Origin of the sequence: Cryptosporangium phraense, assembly GCF_006912135.1 — a bacterium.
Taxonomy (GTDB): Bacteria; Actinomycetota; Actinomycetes; order Mycobacteriales; family Cryptosporangiaceae; genus Cryptosporangium; species Cryptosporangium phraense.
In genome coordinates, this window is the sequence record NZ_VIRS01000003.1 from 124,854 (window position 1) to 146,508 (window position 21,655).

Consider the following 21,655-nt stretch of genomic DNA (forward strand, 5'->3'; position numbering starts at 1 on the left):
GGGCGTGTTGTCGGTGGGGCGTCAGACGGCCGGATCCGGGAGGTGGCCTAAGTGGTCGATCACGCGGTCGCGGAGGCGGAGGTACTCCTCCCAGCGGCGCAGCGGGCCGGGTGGACGTGTGACGACGTGCCCGGGGGTGACGATCTGGCCGGCGCGGAACTGTTCGCGGGTCAGGTCGATGTCGACGCCGCTGGGTAGCCGGTTCCAGTAGTGGAAGCCGTGTTGTTCTCCACGGAGGTGGACTTCGCCGAGGACGAGGTCGCCGCCGAAAATGTCGTTGACGATCAGCGCGGTGATGTCGCAGTGGCCCCAGGCGGGGTTGTCGGGTCGCCATGGCTCGCGTTCGAGGTCGTCGGGCGAGCAGGTGTCGGCGGCCCAACTGGAGCGTAGGGCTGCGTCGAGGGTCAGCAGATCCCAGGGAAGCATGCGGAGAGCATCGCACCGGCCCCTGACGAATCCCGATGGTTCAGACGCCTACCGCTGACTCCGATCGAGTGCACCGACCTGCCGTTGAGCGCCGATCCGGTCCGCGGGGCCCGTCAGACCAGCTGGAACGTGAAGTTGTTCCGCACCTCGTCGCTGTTGTCGTGCGCTTCGATCACGAAGTCGTTGCCCTTCGTGTCGTTGGACAGGAAGACGTTCCATCCGGTGGAGGGGTGGTGCAACTGGAACTGGCCGCCGCCGACGTCGACGGCGCGGAACAGGTTCCGGTCTTCGTCCCGGTCCGGGTGGGCCTCGACGATGCGGTCGGGCCCCGCCATGTCGTTCGAGACGAACAGGAACGTGTTGGTGGCTGGGTTGAGCAGCCGGCACCGGCTGCTGTTGGCGATGGGGTACTCGGCTCGGAACTCGTTGCGGAACTCGTCTCTGAATGGGTGCGCCTCGACAATGTGGTCGCGGCCTGCCAGATCGTTCGACACGAACAGGAATTGGCCGTTGTGCTGGACGCTGAAGAGACGGAAATTGACATTTTCCGGCAGAATGCGCGGCATGGTGGAGCTCCTCTCCGAGTTCGGATCCCAGTGTCGGGGCCGGGGAGGACGCGGGGAATTGGCCGGGGGATGGGGCGGCCGTTGCCGGTTCGGGCAGGCGGTATCAGGGTCAGCACGGTAGGCGGCGCGATACGGTCCGGCCGGCCGGTGCCCGGAGTAATGTTCCGCACCCGCCGTGATCTGCTGGCCGACGTTCCGCGTCCGATGGTCGCTGGTTCCTCGTTTGGACGTGAAGCGGCCCGGAGCGCGATGTTGCGTTCCGGGCCGGGTGCTGGGTTGTTCAGCTGCAGTAGCTGTAGTCCCAGCAGTCGTTGTAGTGGCGCTTCTTGTGGTGGCGACGGCGCGGGCGGCAGTCGTAGTCGTACGAGTAGTCGTTGCAGTCGTACGAGTAGTCGTAGTCGTAGCAGCCGCTCATGTCGTCCAGCCTCCAGAAGCTTTCCGCGGGGCCTGTCCCCGTGCTGCAGTAAGCCTCCCGCCGGACGACCGCCGGCTCGATCGCCATGACGACGCCGCGAACGTTCGGTTCGCAACACTCGCTTCTGGCTCCCCTCTGTGTCAGGAGGCGGTAGGACCGGGCGTCTGGTTGCGGAGCTGGACGGCGTCGATCGGCGCGGTCCCGGCCCAGGATCCGAGGTGCGCCTCGGTCGGGAAGCGGGTGATGTCGCCGACCTCGACGAGCAGCCGGGCCGGTCCGGACGGGCCGATGCCACGCAGATCCAGCGGGCTGGTCCCGGCCGCCCGCACCAGCTCCTCGAGTTCCTTGTCGGCGGCTTTGCTACGCCGGCCGACGTCGAGTCTTGCCGGCCGCGTCCCGCGGGCGGACCGTCGCCAGCAGCGCCTCGGACAGAAACTTCTTCGCCCCACCCGGGATGAGCAGCAACAACAGCTGATGCAGCTGGGACTGGCGGTCGGCCAGAGTCCGCAGTACTGCGAGTTGCTGGTCGTCGACGACTGGATGCAACCCCGCCATCCTGGTGCCGACCAACCCGACCGATTGCGCGTCGGTGGCGTCAGTCTTGCGGCCCTGGCCGGTGCGAACACCCGCGCCCTGGCCGAGAGCTTCGGCGGGACGTCGACGACCTGCGCGCCCTCGCCCAGAAGCCGGGTCGCGACATGCGCGCCGATCCCGGCGCACCCCTCGATCGCCCAGACCTGGTCCGGCCACTGCGCCACCACCAGGGACGTTCGTCAACAGGCTCACCGACCTCGGTGCGCCCCGAGAACGGCTGGAAACCGGGTCGGAGGGCACCGCTTCTTCGAGCCGGGCAATACCCTCTCGAGCCATACCGACCCGCAAAGCGACACCCGGCTCGCGCAGGCCAGAAGAGAGCCACACGACCCGCGTGGGCAGCCGCCGAAAGCGAGCGACGGACCGGGCGCCTGGACGCTATCCCGCCCGGTGACGTCCTACGACCCAGAAGCCGATGAGAGTGCGTTCAGTCACTCGCGGTGAAGCGTCGCAGATGGGCTGAGAGCATGCGCCTGACGCCGTGGTCCGGCCCCGCAGTGCTCCGCCTTCTCGTCGTTCATCGGGGAAGGTGCCCGTAGAGAAACGTCCGGATGCCCGCGGTGATGATTGAGTCGACCTCGGCCGAGTCGAGGGTTGCGGCACCTTGGTGCGACCGTTCCATGATCTCGGCGAAAGCCAAGAGGTGGAACTGGGTCGCCGCGCGCTGTGGATCATCGCCGGCCAGGAGGCCCTGGCGGATGAGTGAATCGAAGTGTCGGGCGAGTTCGGCGCGCGCCGCTTGGGGCCCGGTGTTCTGCCACGCCTCGCGCGCGTGCGGCGGAAAGTGATTGGCCTCCGAGGTGATGAGGCGGATCAGAGCGAAATGCTCCGCGAATTCGTCCATGGTGGCCACCCAGGCGTGGGCGACCGCCACCAGGCTCGCTTCCAGATCGGTGGGGAAATCCAGGTGTTGGCGGGTTCGCGCGACGAGGGCGTCTCTGACCTGCGCCGAACTGTCGGTGAGGACGGACGTGAACAGCGTCTCCTTGTCGCCGAAGTGGTTGTAGACCGTGCGGGTGGAGACGCCGGCTTCCTGGGCGATCGCGTCGATGCTGGCCCGGGCGTAGCCGTCGCGTGCGAAGACCACACGCGCGCCTCGCCCGATGGCGTCGCGTTTGTCGGCCCAACCCCGGCGTAGCCGGGTCGGCGTCTCGGCAGGATCCATCGTCCGTCCCCAATTTTGCAGTTAGCGTTTTACTTTCTTGCAGTCTGCGTTGTAGCTTACGGCGGCCAGATAACGCGCGCTGAGGAGTCCTGCATGATCGTCGTCACCGGAGCTACCGGCCAGCTCGGTCGGCTCGTCGTACGGAACCTGCTCGATCTGGTCGCGGCCGACCAGATCGCCGTCCTGGTCCGTGACCCGGCGCGCGCCACCCACCCGGCCGAACACGGCATCGAGGTTCGGGTCGCCGACCACGACGTCCCGGCTTCACTCGCCGACGCCTTCCAGGCCGGAGACCGCGTGCTGCTCATCTCGGGCAACCAGTTCGGAGCACGCCGCGCTCAGCACGACGCTGTCATCGACGCGGCGAAGGCCGCCGACGTCACGCTCCTGGCCTACACCAGCATCCTCGGCGGTCCGGACACCCGATTCGTGGTCGCCGACGACCACCACGCCACCGAACGGGCGATCGAAGGCTCAGGACTGCCGTTCAGCTTCCTGCGCAACGGCTGGTACACCGAGAACTACACCGCACAACTGCCCACCGTGCTGGAGCACGGCGCAGTCGTCGGAACCGCCGCCCCCGGCTCACGACTGGCGACCGCCACCCGCAACGATTACGCCGCGGCCGCGGCCGCCGTCCTCGCGGGAAACGGCCACGAGAACACCGTCTACGAATTGAGCGGCGACGAGGCCTGGAGCCTGCACGAGTACGCCACCGAAGTCTCCCGGCAGTCGGGACAGGACATCACCTACCGGCAGATCCCGGCCGCCGAATACCGGCAAATGCTCGCCGGCAGTGGCCTTCCTGAAGCGATGATCGACGTCTTCCTCGAAACCGAGGACGCCATCGAGCGGGGCGAACTGGCGACCGTCACCGGCGATCTGCGCCGTCTGATCGGTCGCCCGAGCACCAGCCTCGCTGAAGTCATCCGCGATCAGATGAAAGCATGCACGGACCCCGCAGTTTGAACACCCGCAGCTATGCGATCGAGCAGAAGCCGCCAGCGCCACCGTCTCACCCAACTGCCGCTGAGCGCGCGAAGCGCCGACCGTTCAGCCGACGAGCCCATTGTCGTGATCAGGGTCCGTAGTCGTTCCACTCCACGAACTGGTCACAGACACTTCACGAATCAAGGGCGAACGAGGCCTCGGCCCGTGATCAACGGAAGGTCCAAAGAAGTGAGCAGCCCCGGCGCCGCCTCCACCACCGCCGGCACCGCGTTCACCAACCGCATCGCTGTCGCCTTCAGCCCCGCCGTGTTGTGGTCTCCGTCCGACGCCATCATCGTCATGTCCAGCACATATGTCGGCTCCCCGGTCACGACCACCCGGTACCCGCCCTGACCCGTCGGCTGGGGCCAGTCCGGACCCAGGTCGGGACGCAGACGGGTGATGTGCTCCAGCACGCACACGGCTCGGCCGTTTCGTATGCCTCGGACCTCGAAGCGCAGCGCGGCCGCAGTGCCCTTGCCGATCGAGCCCGACGGGATGTCGAAATCCTCCGGGGCCGGCAGTCTCGTCCACGACTCCTCGACCGCGTCCAGCTCGACGTCCAACCCGGCCGCCAGCTGGCGCACCACCGAACCCCAGGCGAAGCTCAGCACGCCCGGCTGCAACAGCATCGGCAGGTCGTCGTCGACCGGGCGGCCGAAGCCCATGATGTCGAACAGCACGGTCGGGTTGTCGTAAGTGGAGTAGTCGAGGATCTCCAGGCAGCGGACCTCGTCGATGCGCTCGGAGATCCCGGTCAGCGTGAGCGCCATCCAGTCGTTGGCCCAGCCCGGGTCGATGCCGTTGATCCAGAGCGACGCTTGCCCCCTCTCCGCCGCCTCGGTGAGCGGCGCGAGCATGGAATCGGGGATGACGCCGTAGGGGTACTGCAGGAACACCGGCCCGGAGGCGACGACGTCGATGCCGTTCTCCAGCAGCCGGGTCAGGTCGCCGATCGCCTCCATCAGGCGGTCGTCGGCCATCGCGGTGTAGACGACGCAGTCCGGCTTCCCGGCGATCAGCGCGTCGGCGTCGGTGGTGGCCTCCACGCCGAGGTGCCGGCCGAGGCCGGCCAGTTCGCCGGCGTCGCGACCGGCCTTGGCCGGGTTGCTGACGAACACGCCGGCGAGCTCGAGGTCGGGCCGCGCGTCGATGCCGGCGATCGCGTGCCGGCCGACGTTGCCGGTGCTCCATTGCACTACCCGGTACGTCATCGTGGTGCTCCTCAGAGGTCCGGCAGGCCGAGGTCGAGGTTGGGCTGACGCAGGCCGCCGTCGACCTCCAGCACGGTGCCGGTGACGTAGCTCCCGGCCGGGGAGGCCAGGTAGACGACTGCGGCGGCGATGTCTTCCGGTGCGCCGATCCGGCGCAGCGGGGTGTTCTGCTCCATCTGCGTCCGCAGCTCGTCGTTTTCCAGAACGAGTTCTAATGCGGACGTGGCGACCGAGCCGACGGCGATCGCGTTGACCCGCACGCGCGGGGCGAGGTCGGCGGCGGCGAGTTTCGTGTAGTGGGCGAGCGCGGCCTTGGCGGTGCCGTAGGCGGCGTACCCGCGGGCCGGCAGCCGGCCCATGACCGACGAGACGTTGACGATCGCGCCGTTCGTCTCGAGCAGGGCCGGGGCGGCCGCGGTGATCAGCGCGTGCGCGGTGGAGACGTTGAACCGGAACGCGGACTCCAGCCGCCGGACCGACGTCTTCATCAGCGGCCGGGGCATCTCCCCGCCCACGTTGTTGACGACGAGGTCGAGCCGCCCGAACGCGGTCGTCGCGCGATCGGCCAGCCCGGCCGCGTTGTCGGGGTCGGAGAGGTCGGCGACGACGATCTCGGCCTTGCGCCCGAGGGCCGAGATCCGGTCGGCGACCTCCTGGAGCTGGGGCTCGGTGCGGGCGGCGAGGAGCACGTCGGCGCCGGCCTCGGCGAGCCCGAGCGCGGTGGCGGCTCCGATGCCCCGCCCGGCGCCGGTGACGACCGCAACGCGCCCATCCAGCCGAAACCGTTCCAGAATCATGGCCGGACTGTAACAGGTTCTAGAAGGAGTAGCGTCCGCGTCGTGCTGCTCGACCGGCCGCGAAGGCGTTCACCAACGGCTCGTGCGTTCCGCCCGACGCGACGGTCAAGGCCTACGGCGGCTGCTGGCCGCCAGCCGTTTGTTCGCGGCCGTGCTGGCCTCGGTGAGGCGGGACACGAACGCGACGACCCGGCGGAGCTCCTCGGCGCTCGTCGTGGTGAAGACCTCCGCGATCTCGGCGCCGGCCATGGCCAGGAATTCCCGGGCCTGTTCGCGCGCGGCCGGCTCGGGCCGCAGCGTGACCCGGCGCCGATCCGCGTGCTCGCGGCTGCGTCGGACGTGACCGGCCGCCTCCAGCCGGTTCAGCAGCACGGTGGTCGCGCCGGACGTCATGCCGAGCTGGCGGGAGAGGTCGGCCGGGGAGAGCGGCTCGTCGTCCTCCGCGGCCCAGACGATGTGGCCGAGCGCGTTCGCGTCCGAGGTCGGCAGGTTCATCCAGGCCGCCAGGTGCTGGTTCAGCTCCGCGAAGCTGACCGCCCAGTCCCGCAGCCGCTGCATCGCCGCGGTCTGCTCCGGCGTCCAGTCGGCGGTCAGCGGGTCGACTCTCGTCATGCACGTTCCTTTGCTCTGCAGTAGCTTCACTGTAAAGCACGAGCAGCGAGGGGCAATAAATGGCAACACCGCACGCAGTGATCTCCGGAGCCAGCATCGCCGGGCTCTCGGCCGCGTTCTGGCTCCGGCGGACCGGCTGGGACGTGACCGTGCTGGAACGCGCGCCGAGCTTCCGCGACGGTGGCCAGAACGTCGACGTCCGAGGCGTCGCCCGGGACGTCCTCCGTCGGATGGGGCTGTTCGACGCGGTCAAGGCGCAGAACACGACCGAGACCGGAACGGTCCTGGTCGACGGCGACGGAAAGGTCCGGGCCGAGCTTCCGTCCGACGGACCGGACGGGGCCACGGCCGAGCTGGAGGTGCTGCGCGGAGATCTGGCCCGCACGATCCGCGACCAGCTGCCCGAGGGCGTCGAGTTCAGCTACGGCGACACGGTCGACGAGGTGACCGACGAGACCGTCACCACCGCCACCGGACGGACCCTGCGCGCGGACCTGGTGGTGATCGCCGAGGGAGTCCGCTCCACCACCCGCGACCGGCTGTTCGGCGACGCGGTCGACCGGCGCGAGCTGGGCATCACGATGGTGTTCGGCACGATCCCCCGCACCCCGGACGACGACGACCGCTGGCGGTGGTACAACACCGTCGGCGGACGCCAGATCCACCTCCGGCCCGACAACCACGGCACCACCCGGGCGATCCTCTCCTACTCCCGCAGCGACGACCTGAGCGACCTCGACCAGCGCGAAGCCCTGGCCGAGGTGCGCCGCCGGTACGCCGACGCCGGCTGGGAGGCCCCCCGGATCCTGGACGCGTTCGACACGTCCGACGACGTCTACATCGACCACCTGACCCAGATCAGGATGAGCACCTGGCACCGCGGCCGGGTCGTGCTGGCCGGCGACGCCGGCTGGTGCGTCACGCCGATGGGCGGCGGGGGCGCGTCGCTGGCCCTCACCAGCGGCTACGTGCTGGCCGCGTACCTGGCGACGGAGCCCGACCTCCCGGCCGCGCTGGCCGCCTACGAGAAGTGGATGCGGCCGCTGGTCGACGAGGTGCAGACGCTGCCGCCCGGGCTCGAGCTCTTCGCCTACCCGCAGACCCGGCTCGGCCTGGCCGTGAAGGGCGTGGCCGACAAGGTACTGACGTCGACGCTGTTCAGGCCGCTGGCGGCCAAGCTCACCCAGGTCGCCGAGACCGACCGGCCGCTCCCCGAGTTCGAGCCGACGACGGCCTAGCGGCGCTCGTTGCCGTGCTTGTAGTTGCCGGTGAGGCGGGCCATCAGCTGCTGGGGATCCCCGCGCTCCACGTCGGCCAGGAACCGGGCCGCGACCGCGCCCCGGAGCACGGTCGCCGCGCGCCCGTGATGGCGCACCTCCACGTCCCCGCTCTTGCGGACGCGATAGGTGAACCCCTCGGGTGTCCCGGCCATCGCCGTATCGTCCCGGCCCGGAGGTTCCGGCGCGATCGAATTACGCCGGACGCATGGTTGAGTGGGGCTACCCATTCCGCGAGAGGACGCCCGATGACCGCAACGACGCCCGAGGGCGCGCCCGCCTGGTTCACCGAGGCGTTGGCGGCGTCCGTCGAGGTCGGCATCGTGAACGTCGGCGGCGCCGACATCCACTACCGGGCCTGGGGCAAGCCCGGTGACGAGAGCGGGATCGTCCTCGTGCACGGCGGTGCCGCCCACAGCCGGTGGTGGGACCACATCGCGCCGTTCCTGGCCGGTGACCGGCGCGTGGTCGCGCTCGACCTCTCCGGCCACGGCGACTCCGGACGCCGGCCCGAGTACCGGATGGAGCTCTGGGCCGACGAGGTGCTCGCCACGGCCGAGGCCGGAAGGGCCGGCCCGCACCCGCTGGTCATCGGCCACAGCATGGGCGGGATGGTCTCGCTGACGACGGCCCGGCTGCGGGGCAGCGAGCTGGCCGGGGCGGTCGCGATCGACACCCCGTTCTGGGACAACCTCCCCGAGGACGCCGCCGCCAACGCCCAGCAGGCCTTCGGCCCGCTGCGGACCTACCCCACCAAGGACGACGCCCTCCGCCGCTTCAAGCTCATTCCGACGCAGGACGGCAACGTTCCGGCCGTGCTCGCGCACATCGCCGAGACCAGCCTGCACGAGCGGGCCAGCGGCTGGTCGTGGAAGTTCGACCCGAACGTCTTCCGCGGCCGGACCACGCTCCGGACGCTCACCCTGCCGCAGTGCCGGGTCGCGGTGTTCCGGGCCGAGCGCGGGCTGGTGCCGCCGGACATGGGCGACCTGATCGCCGAGCGGCTCGGCCGGGTCGTACCGGTCGTGGAGATTCCGTTCTCGGCCCACCACGTGATGATCGACCAGCCGCTCAGCCTGATCACCGGCCTGCGCACGCTGCTCGCCGACTGGACGCACTCCGAACCGCACAAACCAACCCCCGAGGTCTAGCCCAACAGTTACCGTCGAAGCGTGGGCAAAGACGGCATCGAGGCCGCCCGCAGGGACCTGGTCGACGCCCTGCGGCGGGTCGTCGGTGCCGATCGCACGTTCACCCACCCGCACGAGCTGCGCACCTACGAGTCCGACGGCCTGCTCCAGTACCGCGCGCTGCCCCGGGTGGCGGTCCTGCCCGGCACGGCCGCCGAGGTCCGCGACGTCGTGCGGCTCTGCGCGGAGGCCGAGGTTCCCTGGGTCGCCCGGGGCGCCGGCTCCGGGCTCTCCGGTGGCGCGCTTCCCGTCGCCGACGGCGTCCTCGTCGCCTTGACCAGGCTCAACCGCATTCTGGAGATCGACCTCGACAACGCACGGGTCTGCGTGGAGCCCGGCGTGACCAACGCCGCGGTCTCCGCGGCGGTCGGGCCGGACTTCTTCTATCCGCCGGATCCCTCCAGCCAGGTCGTGTGTTCGATCGGCGGGAACGTGGCCGAGAACTCCGGTGGCGCGCACTGCTTCAAGTACGGGTTCACGACGAACTACGTCACCGGTCTCGAGGTCGTGCTGACCGACGGCGAGGTGGTCCGGCTCGGCGGCGAGGAGCTCGACGCCCCCGGTTACGACCTCCTCGGCGCGTTCGTCGGCTCGGAGGGGACGCTGGGCGTCACCACGAAGATCTGGCTGCGGGTGGTGCCCTCGCCCGAGGCGGTCCGGACGCTGGTCGCGTTCTTCGACTCGACGCACGCGGCCGGTGAGGCGGTCTCGGAGATCGTCCGCGCCGGGGTGGTTCCCGGCGCGATCGAGATGATGGACGCGGTGACGATCGACGCCGCCGAGCAGATGGCCCACGCCGGATACCCGGTGGGCCGCGGGGCGGCGCTGCTGGTCGAGCTGGACGGCGCGGCCGACGAGTGCGAGGCGCTGTTCCAGGAGGTCGTGAAGACCTGCGAACGCTGCGGCTCGGACGACGTCCGGGTGAGCCGGGACGAGGCCGAGCGCGCGCTGTTCTGGAAGACCCGGAAGGCCGCGTTCCCGGCGATGGGCCGGGTCTCGCCGAACTACTTCGTCCAGGACGGCGTGATCCCGCGCACCCAGCTGCCCGAGGTGCTCGAACGGATCGACGCGCTGGCCTCGGAGTACGGGCTGACCGTCGCGAACGTGTTCCACGCCGGGGACGGGAACCTGCACCCGCTGGTCTGCTACGACGGCCGGGTGCCGGGCGAGGCCGAGAAGGCCGAGGAACTCGCGGGCGCGATCCTGCAGGTGTGCCTGGACGCGGGCGGCTCGATCACCGGTGAGCACGGCGTCGGCGTCGACAAGCGCAAGCACATGTCGAAGATGTTCGCCGACGCGGATCTCGACGCGTTCCAGCGGCTGCGCTGCGCGTTCGACCCGGCCGGGCTGGCCAACCCGGGCAAGGTCATGCCGACCCCGCGGCTGTGCGGGGAGGTGCCGGGCCCGTACCGGCAGCACCCGCTCGAGGCGTCCGGCCTCGCGGAGCGGTTCTGATGTTCTCGTCGGTGTCCGAAGCGGCCGAGGCGGTCCGGGAGTTGGGCGCGGCCGGCACCGCGGTGCGTCCGGTGGGCAGCGGTTCCCGGGCCGGCTGGGGCGGCGGCGCGGCCGGGACCCCGCTGTCCACGGCCGGCCTGAATCGGATCGTCGAGCACAATCCCGGCGACTTCACCGCGGTCCTCGAGGCCGGTGTGCCGCTGGCCGTCGCCCAGAAGCAGTTCGCGTCGGCCGGCCAGTGGCTGGCGCTCGACCCGTCGCCCGGTGGGACCATCGGCGGCCTGGTCGCGACCGCCGACTCCGGCCCGGCCCGGCACCGCTACGGCGGGGTCCGTGACCTGGTGATCGGCGTGACGCTGGTCCTCTCCGACGGCACCGTGGCCCGGTCCGGCGGCCGGGTCATCAAGAACGTCGCCGGCTACGACCTCGGCAAGCTGTTCACCGGGTCCTACGGCACGCTGGGGTTGATCGCCGAGGTCGCGGTCCGGCTGCACCCGCTGCCGGCCGGGACGGCGACCGCCGTCGCCGGGTTCTCCGACCCGTCCGCGCTGGCCCGGGCCGCGGCCGACCTGGCCCGCCGTCCGCTCGAGGCACTGCATGTGGACGCCGCCTGGCGCGCCGGCGCGGGCCGGCTGCTCGTCCGCTTCGGGGGAGTGACGGCGGGCTCGCAGGCGTCGTCCGTCGCCTCTTTCCTGGGCCAGGCCGACGTCGTAGCGGACGACGAAGCACTCTGGGACGCCCAGCGGGCCGGTCAGCGGTGCGCCGACGGAGCCGTCCTCAAGGTGAGCGGACGCCCGACGGACCTCGACCGGGTCCTCCGCGCGGCGGACGCGGTCGGCGGGTCGGTGGTGGCGCGGGCCGCCCTCGGCCTGGCCTGGATCACCGTTCCGGACCCCGCGCTCGTGAAGCAGGTGCGGGAGGCGCTCGCGCCGCGAGCGGTCACCGTGCTCGACGGCGGCGACCGCGTGCCGGACGCGTGGCCGGACGTGGACCCGGGAGCGGCCGCGGTGATGCGCCGGGTGAAGGCGCGGTTCGACCCGGCCCGGATCTTCCGGCCCGGCGCGTTCGTGGGAGGGATCTAGTGACGGCCGACCTCTCGAACACGACCCCGTCGGGCGGCGACGAGCCCTCGCTGCACGGCGCTCCGAGCGGGTGGGACGCGCACCGCCCGCCCGACCCGGAGCTGATCAAGGACTGCGTCCACTGTGGCTTCTGCCTGACGACCTGCCCGAGCTACACGGTGTTCCAGGACGAGGCCGACTCGCCGCGCGGGCGGATCGTGCTCATGCGGGTGGGGCATGACGATGTTCTCGGCGAGACCATGCAGACGCACTTCGACCGCTGTCTGGGCTGCATGGCCTGCGTCACCGCGTGCCCGTCCGGGGTGCAGTACGACCGGCTGATCGAGCAGGTCCGGCCACAGATCGAGCGGAACGTGCCCCGGTCGCGGGCCGACCGCGCGTACCGGGCGCTGATCTTCGCGCTGTTCACGCATCCGGGGCGGGTGCGTGCGCTGGTGCCGGTGCTGGCGGTGCCGGGGCGCCTCGGGGCGCGGATCGCCCGGCTGGTGCCGCGGACCCGGGTTGGGGCGTTGCTGTCGCTGGCGCCGCCGGTCTCGCTGGGGGCCACGGTCCGGCAGCTGGATCGGGTGACGCCGGCTGCGCCCGGGGTGACGCCCCGGGGGCGGATCGCGTTCATGCAGGGGTGCATCCAGCGGGCGCTGTTCGGCGACGTCAACGCGGCGACGGTCCGGGTGCTGGCGGCCGAGGGCTTCGAGGTGCATTCACCCCGGTCTCCGCGCTGCTGCGGTGCGCTGCAGCTGCACGGCGGGGTCGAGGAGTCGGCGCTGGTCGAGGCGCGGAAGACGATCGCCGCCTACGAGGGCTTCGACACGATCGCGGTGAACGTCGCCGGCTGCGGGTCGGCGATGAAGGACTACGGGCACCTGCTGTCGGACGACTCGGCCTGGGCCTCGCGGGCCGAGGCTTTCTCGGCCAAGGTGCGCGATGTGCACGAGGTGCTGGGGTCGGTCGAGCCGCAGGCCCGTCGGTATCCGATTCCGCTGACCGTCGCGTACCACGACGCGTGTCACCTGGCGCACGCCCAGGGGGTGCGCACGCAGCCGCGTGACCTGCTGCGGGGGATTCCCGAGCTGACGCTGGTCGAGCCGGCCGAGTGGGAGCTCTGCTGCGGCTCGGCCGGCATCTACAACCTGACCCAGCCGGCCGCCGCGGCCGAGCTCGGTGCGCGCAAGGCGGCGAATCTGGCCGCGACCGGGGCCCAGGCGATCGCCGCGGCGAACCCCGGCTGCGCGCTGCAGATCACCGCGCACCTCTCGGTGCCGACCCCGGTTTATCACCCGATGACACTGCTCGACGCCTCGATCCGGGGAGTACGGCCCGAAGCCCGAACTTAACCAGAATGGGTGCGCCGATCGGGGTGACCGATCGGCCAGCAATACCAGCCTATTCCGCTGATCGGTTGACCGGCTCAGCGGCGATTTTCAGTCGGCATTGTCGGCTAAAGTGAACCGCTGCGGAACTCCGTTCTGCTATTACTTTACCGTGCCCTTGGGGGGATGATGAAACACATGCTCATCAGACGGTTAGGTCGTGGGCTTGTCGCTGTTCTTTTCGGCTTGATAGTGACGAGCCTTTTCGGCCCGGCAGCCAGCGCGGACACGCCGCGTCATCCGCATCTAGTGTTCGTCAAGAACATGGCCAACCCTTTGGACAGCCGGTTGTATCTCTACTATTCGAAGCCGAACGATCCTCAGCGCTATTACATCGTGATGCGCGCCGGAAGTGGTGTTGGAAGCACTGATGACTGTCAGCGGAACCGCGGATTTCTGCCGGACGGCACGTATCCGGTGCGACAGTGGAATGTTCCGGGAACCCCGCATACCACCAAGACCACGCTGGGCGGGCCGGTTTGGTACCTCGGCAACCATCTGTGCCATGGCAATCTGAATTCGCGAACCGAGTTGTTCATCCACTCCAACGGCGTGAGAGGAACAAGATGGAACGGCAATTACGCCACTGATGGCTGCATCAAGATCAGCCAGGCGGATCGAGACCGACTTCTGGCCCGCTGGCGGATCGCGTACGACACCGTGCACGCCGACCTACTCGTTCGTTCCTGACGTGACGGCTTCCGAGCGTGGCGGGCGGCGCTCGGACCATGAGTACGGTGCTCGGCATGGAGGCGGAGTTGCGCGCGGCGGCGATCGAGCACGTTCGTGGCGAGGTCGGGCGGGGGTCGGCGGCGTTCCTGGACGTCGTGAACAGCACGCTCGAGTACCTCGAGGGCGAGGCCGAGCCGGACGAGTTACGGGCGCTGGCCTGGTCGGTGGCGAGCGAGGACTTCGCGGCCGCGCTGGCCGCCCAGGCGTCCTGGCCCGCGCGCACCGACAACGACCGTCTCACCGAGGCGTTCCGGGCGCTGGACGCGGCCGGGATCGTCGCTCGGCAGGACTTCGCCTGCTGCCAGAATTGCGGGCTGACGGAGATCGGCGACGAGGCGCGGGGCCCGGCGCGCGGCTACGCGTTCTATCACCGGCAGGACACGGAGTCCGCGGTCGCCGGTCACGGCGTCTACCTGGCTTACGGACGGTTCGGGCAGCCGCCGACCACCGAGATCGGCGCCGAGGTCGCGTCCGCGCTGACCACGGCCGGGCTGACCGTCGACTGGGACGGCACGACCGGGCAGCGCATCCGCGTCCCGCTCGACTGGGCGGTGCGCCGGCACGGCCGCCGGGCCGCGTTCGCACCCGCGCCCGAGCCGCGGCCGGACGTCGACGTGGAGGTGTACGGCGGGCGGCCGGGAGTGCCGGAGGGTCGGCACTCGGCGGAGGTGCTGGCGCTCCTCGAGCTGCCGTGGCTGCCCGGCGGGGTGCGGCTGCGGGTCGAGCCGCTGGACGGCGGGGGCGGACCGGTCGTCGTCCGCCGGGACTTCGACCGGCTGGTGACCGACGACGGCCGGGTCGCCGGCCGCTTCGACGGCCTGCCGCTGCTGCGCCGCGCGCCCGTCCCGGCGCCGGCCGACGAGCCGGACCTCCTGGCGGTCCGGTACGACGACGGCACCTACCACCACGACCGTCCGGTGACGCTCGCCGAGGTCGTGGACCTGGTGCGCGCGATGCCGACGTCCGAGACCTGGCTGTCCGCGCAGGGCCGCAGCGGGGGAGTCGTCCAGCTGAGCCGGCCCGAGGGGCGCCTGTGGGTCGAGTCGCCCCACCCGGCCCGGCGGACGACGACCGGCGCGTACACGACGCCCGCCGAGGCCGAGCGGCTCCTCGCGGTCCTGGCGGCCGAGGACCGGGCCGCGACCGGCGGTTTGCCCGGTGCCACCACCACCCCCTGGTGACGCCTCAGACAACATGCGGCGAGCGGACGTGCTCGAAGATCACGCTCGTGTTCACGTCGGCGACCTCCCTGCGCTCGGTCAGCCGGTCGATCACGAACGCGTAGAGGCCCTCGTTGTCGGGCACCGCGACGTGGAGCAGGAAGTCCCAGCCCCCGGCGGTCACGAACAGGCCGACGGTCTCCGGGAGCGCGGCCGCCCACTCCCGGAACGCGGTGATCACCGGCCGGGACGGCGGCCGGATGCGCACCGAGATCAGCGCCTGGATCGGCCGCCCGACCGCGGCCAGGTCGATCTCGGCCCGGTACCCGGCGATGACGCCCCGGTCGCGCAGCGCCCGCACCCGCAGCAGCGACGTGGACGGGACGACGCCGACCGCGGACGCCAGGTCGCGGTTCGTCGCCCGCGCATCGTTCTCCAGTTCCCGCAGGAGGGCGCGGTCGATCGCATCAAGCATCGGTGTTTCTCGCTTTCGTCAAACGAAGTTCGACGAAGCCGCCGAACCCTGCAACGGCAGCCTAGTGTTCCGGCCGTGCAACTTCTCGAGGCGAATGACGAACGGCTGGCGCTGACGACGCGTCAGCAGCGGACGAAGTGGGTCGTGGTCGTTGACCGTGACCTGCCGATCGGGCTGATCGCGAATGCGGCCGCGCTGCTGTCGGCGAGCGTCGGGCAGCAGGTGCCGGATCTGCTCGGGCCGGTCGTGACCGACGGGTCGGGGTTCGAGCACCAGCCGCTGCCGTACGTCGGATGTTCGATTCTCGGCGCGGACGCCGAGACCGTGCACCGCATCCGCACGAAGGCCGCGACGAAGCCGACGCTGTTCGTGGCCGACGTGCCTCGGGCCGCCCAGCAGGCGACGTCGCACACGGACTACCAGGCCGTGATGGCGGCGACGTCGGAGGAGGAGATGGCTTATTACGCGGTCGCGCTGGTCGGGCCGCGGAATCAGGTCGACAAGCTCGTCGGCGGCCTGACCCTGCTCCGATGACCGACGTCGGCGATTTCGTAGACGCCGTCGACCTCGTCGATCTCGTTGACCGGGTCGCGCGGCTCGCGGGCACCGGTCCGGCCCGGGTCGTGGCGTCGTCGGTGACCGCGACGGCGGCAGGCCGGCCGGTCGTGATGCTGCGCCTCGACACCGGGGCGGAGTTCCGCTGGTCCCGTCCCGCCGTCGGCGTGACCGCCCGCGACCTGGACGCCGACTTCCGCGCGTGGTGCCGCAGTCGGCCGCTCGCGGGCTAGTTGTTCGGCTCCGACAGGGTGGTGGGTGTGAGTGGTCGCCGGTCGCGGTGCAGGCAGGCGTAGCCGCTCATCGGGTGGCGGTTCTTGCGGGCGATGGGCGTGGCCCGGGCGGGGCGTCCGCCGGTCGCGCGTCCGGGGACGCGGTGGCCGCCGCCGTCGCGGATCCGGCCGAGTTTCTTGACGTCGACGTGGATCGGATCGCCGGGTGCGCCGCCTTCGTGGCGGCGGATCGTGACACCGGTGGCGCGGTCGAGATGGGCCGGTCAGGCGGTAGCGGGTCGTCTTCACGGGCGTCTGCTGGTGCGCGCGGACCACGGTCGAGTCGACCGACACGTCCGAGGTGATTAGCCCGCGAGCCTGGGTCCGAGACCGCAGATTGGACACGATCCGCGCCCACGACCAGTGGTTCGACGACCGTCACCAACCTATGTGGGCAGCACGGCTAGTGCTCAGCGTCCGCATCGGCCGACGTGTTGTTCTGCGGTTTGGTCAACTTTCCTGACTACTTGGTCAAGTAAGTTGACCAATTCCCAGAAGTAGCAGGCGATCCGGCGAGCGCGAAACCGACGAGCATGATGCCCAACTCGACAACGACCGGGTCCGCCGCTGTGACCGAGGGCGATCGCGACCAGTGTCCGGTCACCGTCGCCGCGCGAGAAATGCCGGGCCGGGACCGAACGCTAGCTCGGGGTGGCGGCCAGTTTGAGGCCGAAGCCGATCAGGGCGGTGCCGGTGACCCGGTCGATCGCGCGGCGGACGGCGGGACGGCTCAGCCAGCGGCGCAGGGTGTGGGCGGCCAGGATCAGGCCGGTGAACCAGAGCATGCCCTCGGCGTTGTGCACGAGCGCCAGCAGGAGGCCCATGAGCAGGTGCGGGGCGTGCTCGGGCAGGAACTGCGGGATCACCGCCAGGTAGAACGCACCCACCTTCGGATTCAACAGATTGGTCAACACCCCCCGCCGCCAAGCCCGCCACCCCCCATCCCGCCCCGCGCCCGCGCCGCCCGCGCCCGCGCCCGCGCTGCCCGCGCCTGCGCTGCCCGCGCCCGGGCCCGGGGTGGCCGCGCGGGGGCCGAGCGTCTCCCGGATCAGCTGAACGCCCAGGAACACCAGGTACGCAGCGCCCGCCACCCGGAGCACGGTGTACGCCACCGTCGACGCCGTGAGCAGCGCCGACACCCCCACCGCGGCCGCCGCCCCCCACGCCAGCGCCCCGGTCCCGATCCCCACCGCGGCCGCGAACGCCGGACGACGCCCACTCACGATCGCGGTCCGCAGCACATACGTCGTATCCAGCCCCGGCACGATCGTCAGCAACGCGGCCACCACGGCAAACGACACGAGAGCAGAGATCACGCCCCCAGTCTGACCTGTGACCCCGGACACACCGGCTCACGACGAGACGTTCCCACTCCGTCCCCTGCGCGACGAGAGAGAGGAACGACCATGCACGAGATCGTGGTACTCGGCGCGGGCTACTCGGGGCTCTCCGCGACGACGGGTCTGGCCGGCCGTCTCGGCGCGCGGAGCGACGTCCGCATCACGGTGGTGAACCCCGGCGAACGGTTCACCGAACGACTGCGGCTGCACCAGGTGGCGGCCGGTCAGCAGGTCGCGGACCTGCGGATCCCGGACCTCCTGCGGAAGACCGGCGTCCGGCTGGTGCCGGGCTGGGTGACCGCGGTCGACGCCGACGCCCGGACCGTCCGCATCGACGACGAGCGGGAACTGGCCTACGACACGCTCGTGTACGCACTGGGCGCGGTCGCCGACACCGCCGCGGTGCCCGGCGCCGACGAGCACGCGTACACGGTCGACAACGCCCGCCTGTTCGCCGAGCGCCTCCCCGGTAAGCGCACGGTCGCGGTCTGCGGCACCGGCCTCACCGGCATCGAGGCCGCCACCGAACTCGCCGAGTCCCACCCCGGCCTGACCGTCACGCTCGTCGGCCGCGACGAACCCGGTGCGCGCCTCGGCCCCAAAGCCAAGGCCCACCTCGACCGCGCTCTCGACCGCCTCGGGATACACGTCCGCCGAGCCGAGATCGTCGCGATCGACGCCGACGGCGTCACGCTGGCCGACGGGCACCTCCCGGCCGACGCCGTGCTCTGGACCAGCGGCGTCCGGGTCTCGCCGCTGGCCGCGAAGGCCGGTCTCGACGTCGACGAGCGCGGCCGGATCCGCACCGGCCCGACGCTCCGCTCGCTCTCGCACCCGGACGTCGTCGCGATCGGCGACGCGGCCGCGATCCGGCAGTCGTACGGCGTTCTGCACGGCACCTGCCAGAGCGGCATGCCCACCGGCGCCTACGCGGCCTGGGCGATCGCCCGCGCGCTGGCCGGTAAGCCGGTCAAGCCGTTCCGGTTCGGCTACCTGCACGTGCCGATCAGCCTCGGCCGCCGCGACGCGGTCGTCCAGTTCACCCATCCGGACGATTCACCGAAGCGCCTCGCGCTGACCGGAGGCCTCGCCCGCTGGTACAAGGAGACCGTGAGCGGATCACCGTGGCCCACGCTGAGCCGCACGGCCGCGGCACCGAAGATCACGATGCTCGGCTGGCGGAGGGGCGGTCGCTACACCCGATGAACCCCTTCGACGAACACCGCGACCTGCTGTTCTCGGTGGCCTACCGCGTCCTCGGCAGCGCCGCCGACGCCGAGGACGCGGTGCAGGACGCCTGGCTGAAGTGGTCCGCGGCCGACCGGTCGAAGGTCGCCGACCCCCGCGCCTACCTGGTGCGGATCGTCACGAACACCGCGCTGGACCGGCTGCGGGCGGCCCAGGCCCGGCGGGAGACCTACGTCGGCCCCTGGCTGCCCGAGCCGATCCTGACCAGCTCCGACACGGCCGAGGTCGCGGAGTCGGTCTCGGTCGCGCTGCTCGTCGTGTTGGAGAGCCTGAGCCCGCTGGAACGCGCGGTCTTCGTGCTCCGGGAAGCCTTCGGCTTCGACTACACCGAGATCGCGGACGCCGTCGGGCGCTCCGCCGAGGCCGTGCGTCAGGCCGGGGTCCGAGCCCGGGCCCACGTCGACGACCGGCGACCGCGGTTCCGGGCGACGAAGGCCCGGCACCGTGAGGTCACCGAGCGGTTCTTCGCCGCGGCGATCGGCGGCGATCTGAACACGCTGATGGAGCTGCTCGCCCCGGACGTGACGCTCTGGACCGACGGCGGCGGCAAGGTCCGGCAGGCGATGCGGCCGGTCGTCGGGGCCGAGCGGGTCGCCGCGTGGTTCGCCGGCGTGGCCACGCGTCCGTATGAAGGCGTGCACCCGACCGAGATGGCGGCCGAGGTCGTGGACCTCAACGGGGCACCCGGGGTCGTCTTCCGCGGCGCCGGCCGCGTCGTCTCGACGCTGACGTTCGCGTTGAATGCGGACGGACGCATCGCGGCCATCCACAACGTGGCGAACCCTGACAAGCTCCGCGCAGTCACCACCTCGATCGTGCACCCGGTCATCTGACTGATGCGCTTGCGTGCGGACGGTGCAGGATAGGGTCGTTGGCGGCGTGAGCGGAGGGAACGAACGCGATGGTCAAGCCGGTCGAATCGCAGCCGGTGCTCACCCCGCTCACCGAGGCGGCGCTGTTCCTCGTGCTGGTGATCCGGGACGGCGGCGAGGACGTGGTCCGCGACCTGGTGCCCGACATCGCGGGCCTCGGCCGGTCGGTCGGGTTCCGATCGCCCGAGGGTGACCTCAAGGTCGTCGCCGGGTTCGGCTCGGACGCCTGGGACCGGCTGTTCGGCGGCCCGCGCCCGGCCGAGCTGCACCCGTTCGTCCCGCTCGACGGGCCTCGTCACCGGGCGCCGTCCACGCCGGGTGACCTGATCTTCCACGTCCGGGCCCGCCGGATGGACCTCTGCTTCGAGTTCGCGACGCAGCTGATGAAGCGGTTGCGCGGCGCGGTCGAGGTCGTCGACGAGACGGTCGGCTTCCGGTACTTCGACCAGCGCGACCTGATGGGCTTCGTCGACGGCACCGAGAACCCCACCGGCGCGGCCGCGCTCGACGCCGCCGCGATCGGCGACGAGGACCCGGACTTCACCGGCGGCAGCTACGTCGTCGTGCAGAAGTACCTCCACGACATCGACGCCTGGAACGCGCTGCCGGTGGAGGCCCAGGAGCACGTGATCGGCCGCACGAAGCTCGACGACATCGAGCTCCCCGACGACGTCAAGCCGGCGAACTCGCACGTGGCGCTGAACACGATCGAGGACGAGGACGGCAACGAGCTGCAGATCGTCCGCGACAACATGCCGTTCGGGTCGGTCGGGTCGGGGGAGTTCGGCACGTACTTCATCGGGTACGCGAAGACGCCGTCGATCACCGAGCGGATGCTGCGGAACATGTTCCTCGGCGATCCGCCGGGCGTCACCGACCGGATCCTCGACTTCTCGACCGCGGTCACCGGCAGCCTGTTCTTCGTCCCCAGCGCCGACTTCCTGGACGACCCGCCCGGGCCGCGCGTCGAACAAACGACCACCACTGACGACGGATCCCTGCGCATCGGCAGCCTCAAGAGGAGCACCGCACCGTGAACAACCTGTACCGCGAGCTCGCGCCGATCTCCGACGTCGCCTGGGCCGACATCGAGACCGAGGCGCGCCGCACGTTCACCCGTCACCTGGCCGCGCGCCGGGTCGTCGACGTGCTCGGCCCGTCGGGCGAGGAGCTGTCCGCCGTCGGCACCGGTCACCTGACCGAGCTCGCCGCCCCGGCCGACGGCGTGCGGGCCCGCAGCCGGAACGTCCAGTCGATCGTCGAGTTCCGGATCCCGTTCGTCGTCGACCGCCAGGCCGTGGACGACGTCGAGCGGGGCGCGAAGGACTCGGACTGGCAGCCGGTCAAGGACGCGGCCAAGGCGCTGGCGTTCGCCGAGGACCGCGCGATCCTCGACGGGTACGCGGCCGCCGGCATCGTCGGCCTCCGCCCGGGCAGCAGCAACGCGACGATCGCGCTGCCCGGCGACGTCCGGGAGTACCCGACCGCGGTCGCGCAGGCGATCTCGTCGCTGCGGCTGGCCGGTGTGGACGGTCCGTACAGCCTGCTGCTCTCGGCCGAGGCCTACACCGCGGTCGCCGAGACCGCCGACCACGGCTACCCGATCCACGAGCACATCGCCCGCGTCCTGCGCGACGGCGAGATCATCTGGGCGCCGGCGATCGACGGGGCGGTCGTGCTCTCGACCCGCGGCGGGGACTTCGAGCTGTACCTGGGCCAGGACGTGTCGATCGGCTACCTGTCGCACGACGCGAACTCGATCGAGCTCTACTTCCAGGAGTCGCTCACGTTCCTCGTCCAGACCAGCGAAGCCTCGGTCAACCTGACCTCCTAGGCGGGCGCCAGGCT

General features: G+C 71.0%; 24 protein-coding genes and 2 pseudogenes. 14 read left to right on the forward strand and 12 right to left on the reverse strand.

Annotation, left to right across the window (positions count from 1 at the left end; all coding sequences use genetic code 11):
- Nucleotides 1–21: 21 nt before the first annotated feature.
- The 5 genes and pseudogenes from FL583_RS05245 to FL583_RS05260 form a co-directional block, all read right to left on the reverse strand.
- Nucleotides 22–426 (reverse strand): YunG family protein, encoded by a 405-nt coding sequence (locus FL583_RS05245; RefSeq protein WP_142703314.1) that lies wholly within the window; start codon nt 424–426, stop codon nt 22–24.
- 113 nt (nt 427–539) lie between these two features.
- A complete protein-coding gene (locus FL583_RS05250; protein WP_142703315.1) occupies nt 540–992 on the reverse strand; it encodes a hypothetical protein in 453 nt (150 codons plus the stop codon).
- A 280-nt stretch (nt 993–1,272) separates the two neighbouring features.
- The gene (locus FL583_RS42345) at nt 1,273–1,407 is read right to left on the reverse strand and encodes a hypothetical protein (protein ID WP_276611560.1); all 135 of its coding nucleotides are present in this window, start codon (nt 1,405–1,407) and stop codon (nt 1,273–1,275) included.
- 182 nt (nt 1,408–1,589) lie between these two features.
- Nucleotides 1,590–2,159: pseudogene (locus FL583_RS43325) on the reverse strand (transposase); the annotation flags it as partial.
- A gap of 359 nt (nt 2,160–2,518) precedes the next feature.
- Complete coding sequence (locus FL583_RS05260; protein WP_142703316.1) at nt 2,519–3,166, reverse strand: TetR/AcrR family transcriptional regulator; 648 nt, start codon at nt 3,164–3,166, stop codon at nt 2,519–2,521.
- 93 nt (nt 3,167–3,259) lie between these two features.
- Between FL583_RS05260 and FL583_RS05265 the strand changes: the two genes are divergently transcribed.
- The gene (locus FL583_RS05265; RefSeq protein WP_142703629.1) at nt 3,260–4,135 is read left to right on the forward strand and encodes an SDR family oxidoreductase; all 876 of its coding nucleotides are present in this window, start codon (nt 3,260–3,262) and stop codon (nt 4,133–4,135) included.
- A gap of 161 nt (nt 4,136–4,296) precedes the next feature.
- Here the strand turns inward: FL583_RS05265 and FL583_RS05270 are convergent, their stop codons facing one another.
- From FL583_RS05270 to FL583_RS05280, 3 genes are all read right to left on the reverse strand, one after another.
- Complete coding sequence (locus FL583_RS05270; RefSeq protein ID WP_142703317.1) at nt 4,297–5,370, reverse strand: NAD(P)H-dependent amine dehydrogenase family protein; 1,074 nt, start codon at nt 5,368–5,370, stop codon at nt 4,297–4,299.
- An 11-nt stretch (nt 5,371–5,381) separates the two neighbouring features.
- Nucleotides 5,382–6,167, reverse strand: a complete 786-nt coding sequence (locus tag FL583_RS05275; RefSeq protein WP_142703318.1) for an SDR family oxidoreductase — start codon at nt 6,165–6,167, stop codon at nt 5,382–5,384.
- A gap of 105 nt (nt 6,168–6,272) precedes the next feature.
- Nucleotides 6,273–6,779, reverse strand: coding sequence for a MarR family winged helix-turn-helix transcriptional regulator (locus FL583_RS05280; RefSeq protein WP_142703319.1), 507 nt, complete (start codon nt 6,777–6,779; stop codon nt 6,273–6,275).
- 59 nt (nt 6,780–6,838) lie between these two features.
- Between FL583_RS05280 and FL583_RS05285 the strand changes: the two genes are divergently transcribed.
- Nucleotides 6,839–8,017 carry an FAD-dependent monooxygenase gene (locus FL583_RS05285; RefSeq protein ID WP_142703320.1) on the forward strand — a complete coding sequence of 393 codons (1,179 nt, stop codon included), beginning with the start codon at nt 6,839–6,841 and terminating at the stop codon, nt 8,015–8,017.
- Here FL583_RS05285 and FL583_RS05290 read toward each other — a convergent pair.
- A complete protein-coding gene (locus FL583_RS05290; protein WP_142703321.1) occupies nt 8,014–8,211 on the reverse strand; it encodes a hypothetical protein in 198 nt (65 codons plus the stop codon). The two genes, FL583_RS05285 and FL583_RS05290, sit on opposite strands and share 4 nt — an antisense overlap.
- A 93-nt stretch (nt 8,212–8,304) precedes the next feature.
- On the opposite strand from FL583_RS05290, the gene FL583_RS05295 reads away from it, so the two are divergent.
- The 6 genes from FL583_RS05295 to FL583_RS05320 all read left to right on the forward strand — a co-directional run bounded on the left by FL583_RS05295 (nt 8,305) and on the right by FL583_RS05320 (nt 15,066).
- Complete coding sequence (locus FL583_RS05295; RefSeq protein WP_142703322.1) at nt 8,305–9,207, forward strand: alpha/beta fold hydrolase; 903 nt, start codon at nt 8,305–8,307, stop codon at nt 9,205–9,207.
- A gap of 21 nt (nt 9,208–9,228) precedes the next feature.
- On the forward strand, nt 9,229–10,701 hold the full coding sequence (locus FL583_RS05300; protein WP_205751862.1) for an FAD-linked oxidase C-terminal domain-containing protein: 1,473 nt from the start codon (nt 9,229–9,231) through the stop codon (nt 10,699–10,701).
- Nucleotides 10,701–11,783 carry an FAD-binding oxidoreductase gene (locus tag FL583_RS05305; RefSeq protein ID WP_142703323.1) on the forward strand — a complete coding sequence of 361 codons (1,083 nt, stop codon included), beginning with the start codon at nt 10,701–10,703 and terminating at the stop codon, nt 11,781–11,783. The genes FL583_RS05300 and FL583_RS05305 overlap by 1 nt, the downstream gene beginning before the upstream one ends.
- Nucleotides 11,783–13,117 (forward strand): (Fe-S)-binding protein, encoded by a 1,335-nt coding sequence (locus FL583_RS05310; protein WP_205751863.1) that lies wholly within the window; start codon nt 11,783–11,785, stop codon nt 13,115–13,117. Before FL583_RS05305 ends, FL583_RS05310 begins: the two co-directional genes overlap by 1 nt.
- Nucleotides 13,118–13,291: 174 nt before the next feature.
- The gene (locus FL583_RS05315) at nt 13,292–13,843 is read left to right on the forward strand and encodes a L,D-transpeptidase family protein (RefSeq protein WP_142703324.1); all 552 of its coding nucleotides are present in this window, start codon (nt 13,292–13,294) and stop codon (nt 13,841–13,843) included.
- A gap of 38 nt (nt 13,844–13,881) precedes the next feature.
- Nucleotides 13,882–15,066: a DUF6891 domain-containing protein gene (locus FL583_RS05320; protein ID WP_142703325.1), complete on the forward strand. Its 1,185-nt coding sequence runs from the start codon at nt 13,882–13,884 to the stop codon at nt 15,064–15,066.
- A 4-nt stretch (nt 15,067–15,070) separates the two neighbouring features.
- Here FL583_RS05320 and FL583_RS05325 read toward each other — a convergent pair whose 3' ends face one another.
- On the reverse strand, nt 15,071–15,520 hold the full coding sequence (locus FL583_RS05325) for an Lrp/AsnC family transcriptional regulator (RefSeq protein WP_142703326.1): 450 nt from the start codon (nt 15,518–15,520) through the stop codon (nt 15,071–15,073).
- Between the two features lie 75 nt (nt 15,521–15,595).
- Here FL583_RS05325 and FL583_RS05330 point away from each other — a divergent pair, with 75 nt between their 5' ends.
- Together FL583_RS05330 and FL583_RS39955 are read left to right on the forward strand one after the other, a co-directional pair.
- Complete coding sequence (locus tag FL583_RS05330; protein WP_142703327.1) at nt 15,596–16,054, forward strand: DUF2000 domain-containing protein; 459 nt, start codon at nt 15,596–15,598, stop codon at nt 16,052–16,054.
- Nucleotides 16,051–16,308 carry a hypothetical protein gene (locus FL583_RS39955; protein ID WP_170323492.1) on the forward strand — a complete coding sequence of 86 codons (258 nt, stop codon included), beginning with the start codon at nt 16,051–16,053 and terminating at the stop codon, nt 16,306–16,308. The genes FL583_RS05330 and FL583_RS39955 overlap by 4 nt, the downstream gene beginning before the upstream one ends.
- Nucleotides 16,309–16,355: 47 nt before the next feature.
- On the opposite strand, the pseudogene FL583_RS41440 reads toward FL583_RS39955, so the two are convergent.
- Both FL583_RS41440 and FL583_RS05345 read right to left on the reverse strand, forming a co-directional pair.
- A pseudogene (locus FL583_RS41440) lies at nt 16,356–16,568 on the reverse strand (IS481 family transposase); the annotation flags it as partial.
- Between the two features lie 420 nt (nt 16,569–16,988).
- The gene (locus FL583_RS05345) at nt 16,989–17,663 is read right to left on the reverse strand and encodes a LysE family translocator (protein ID WP_142703328.1); all 675 of its coding nucleotides are present in this window, start codon (nt 17,661–17,663) and stop codon (nt 16,989–16,991) included.
- A 90-nt stretch (nt 17,664–17,753) separates the two neighbouring features.
- Here FL583_RS05345 and FL583_RS05350 point away from each other — a divergent pair, with 90 nt between their 5' ends.
- The 4 genes from FL583_RS05350 (at nt 17,754) to FL583_RS05365 (ending at nt 21,641) form a co-directional block, all read left to right on the forward strand.
- Nucleotides 17,754–18,893 (forward strand): NAD(P)/FAD-dependent oxidoreductase, encoded by a 1,140-nt coding sequence (locus tag FL583_RS05350; RefSeq protein ID WP_142703329.1) that lies wholly within the window; start codon nt 17,754–17,756, stop codon nt 18,891–18,893.
- Complete coding sequence (locus FL583_RS05355; protein WP_142703330.1) at nt 18,890–19,768, forward strand: RNA polymerase sigma-70 factor; 879 nt, start codon at nt 18,890–18,892, stop codon at nt 19,766–19,768. The genes FL583_RS05350 and FL583_RS05355 overlap by 4 nt, the downstream gene beginning before the upstream one ends.
- Nucleotides 19,769–19,836: 68 nt before the next feature.
- Nucleotides 19,837–20,844 (forward strand): Dyp-type peroxidase, encoded by a 1,008-nt coding sequence (locus tag FL583_RS05360; RefSeq protein ID WP_142703331.1) that lies wholly within the window; start codon nt 19,837–19,839, stop codon nt 20,842–20,844.
- Nucleotides 20,841–21,641, forward strand: a complete 801-nt coding sequence (locus FL583_RS05365) for a family 1 encapsulin nanocompartment shell protein (protein WP_142703332.1) — start codon at nt 20,841–20,843, stop codon at nt 21,639–21,641. Before FL583_RS05360 ends, FL583_RS05365 begins: the two co-directional genes overlap by 4 nt.
- Nucleotides 21,642–21,655 lie beyond the last annotated feature (14 nt).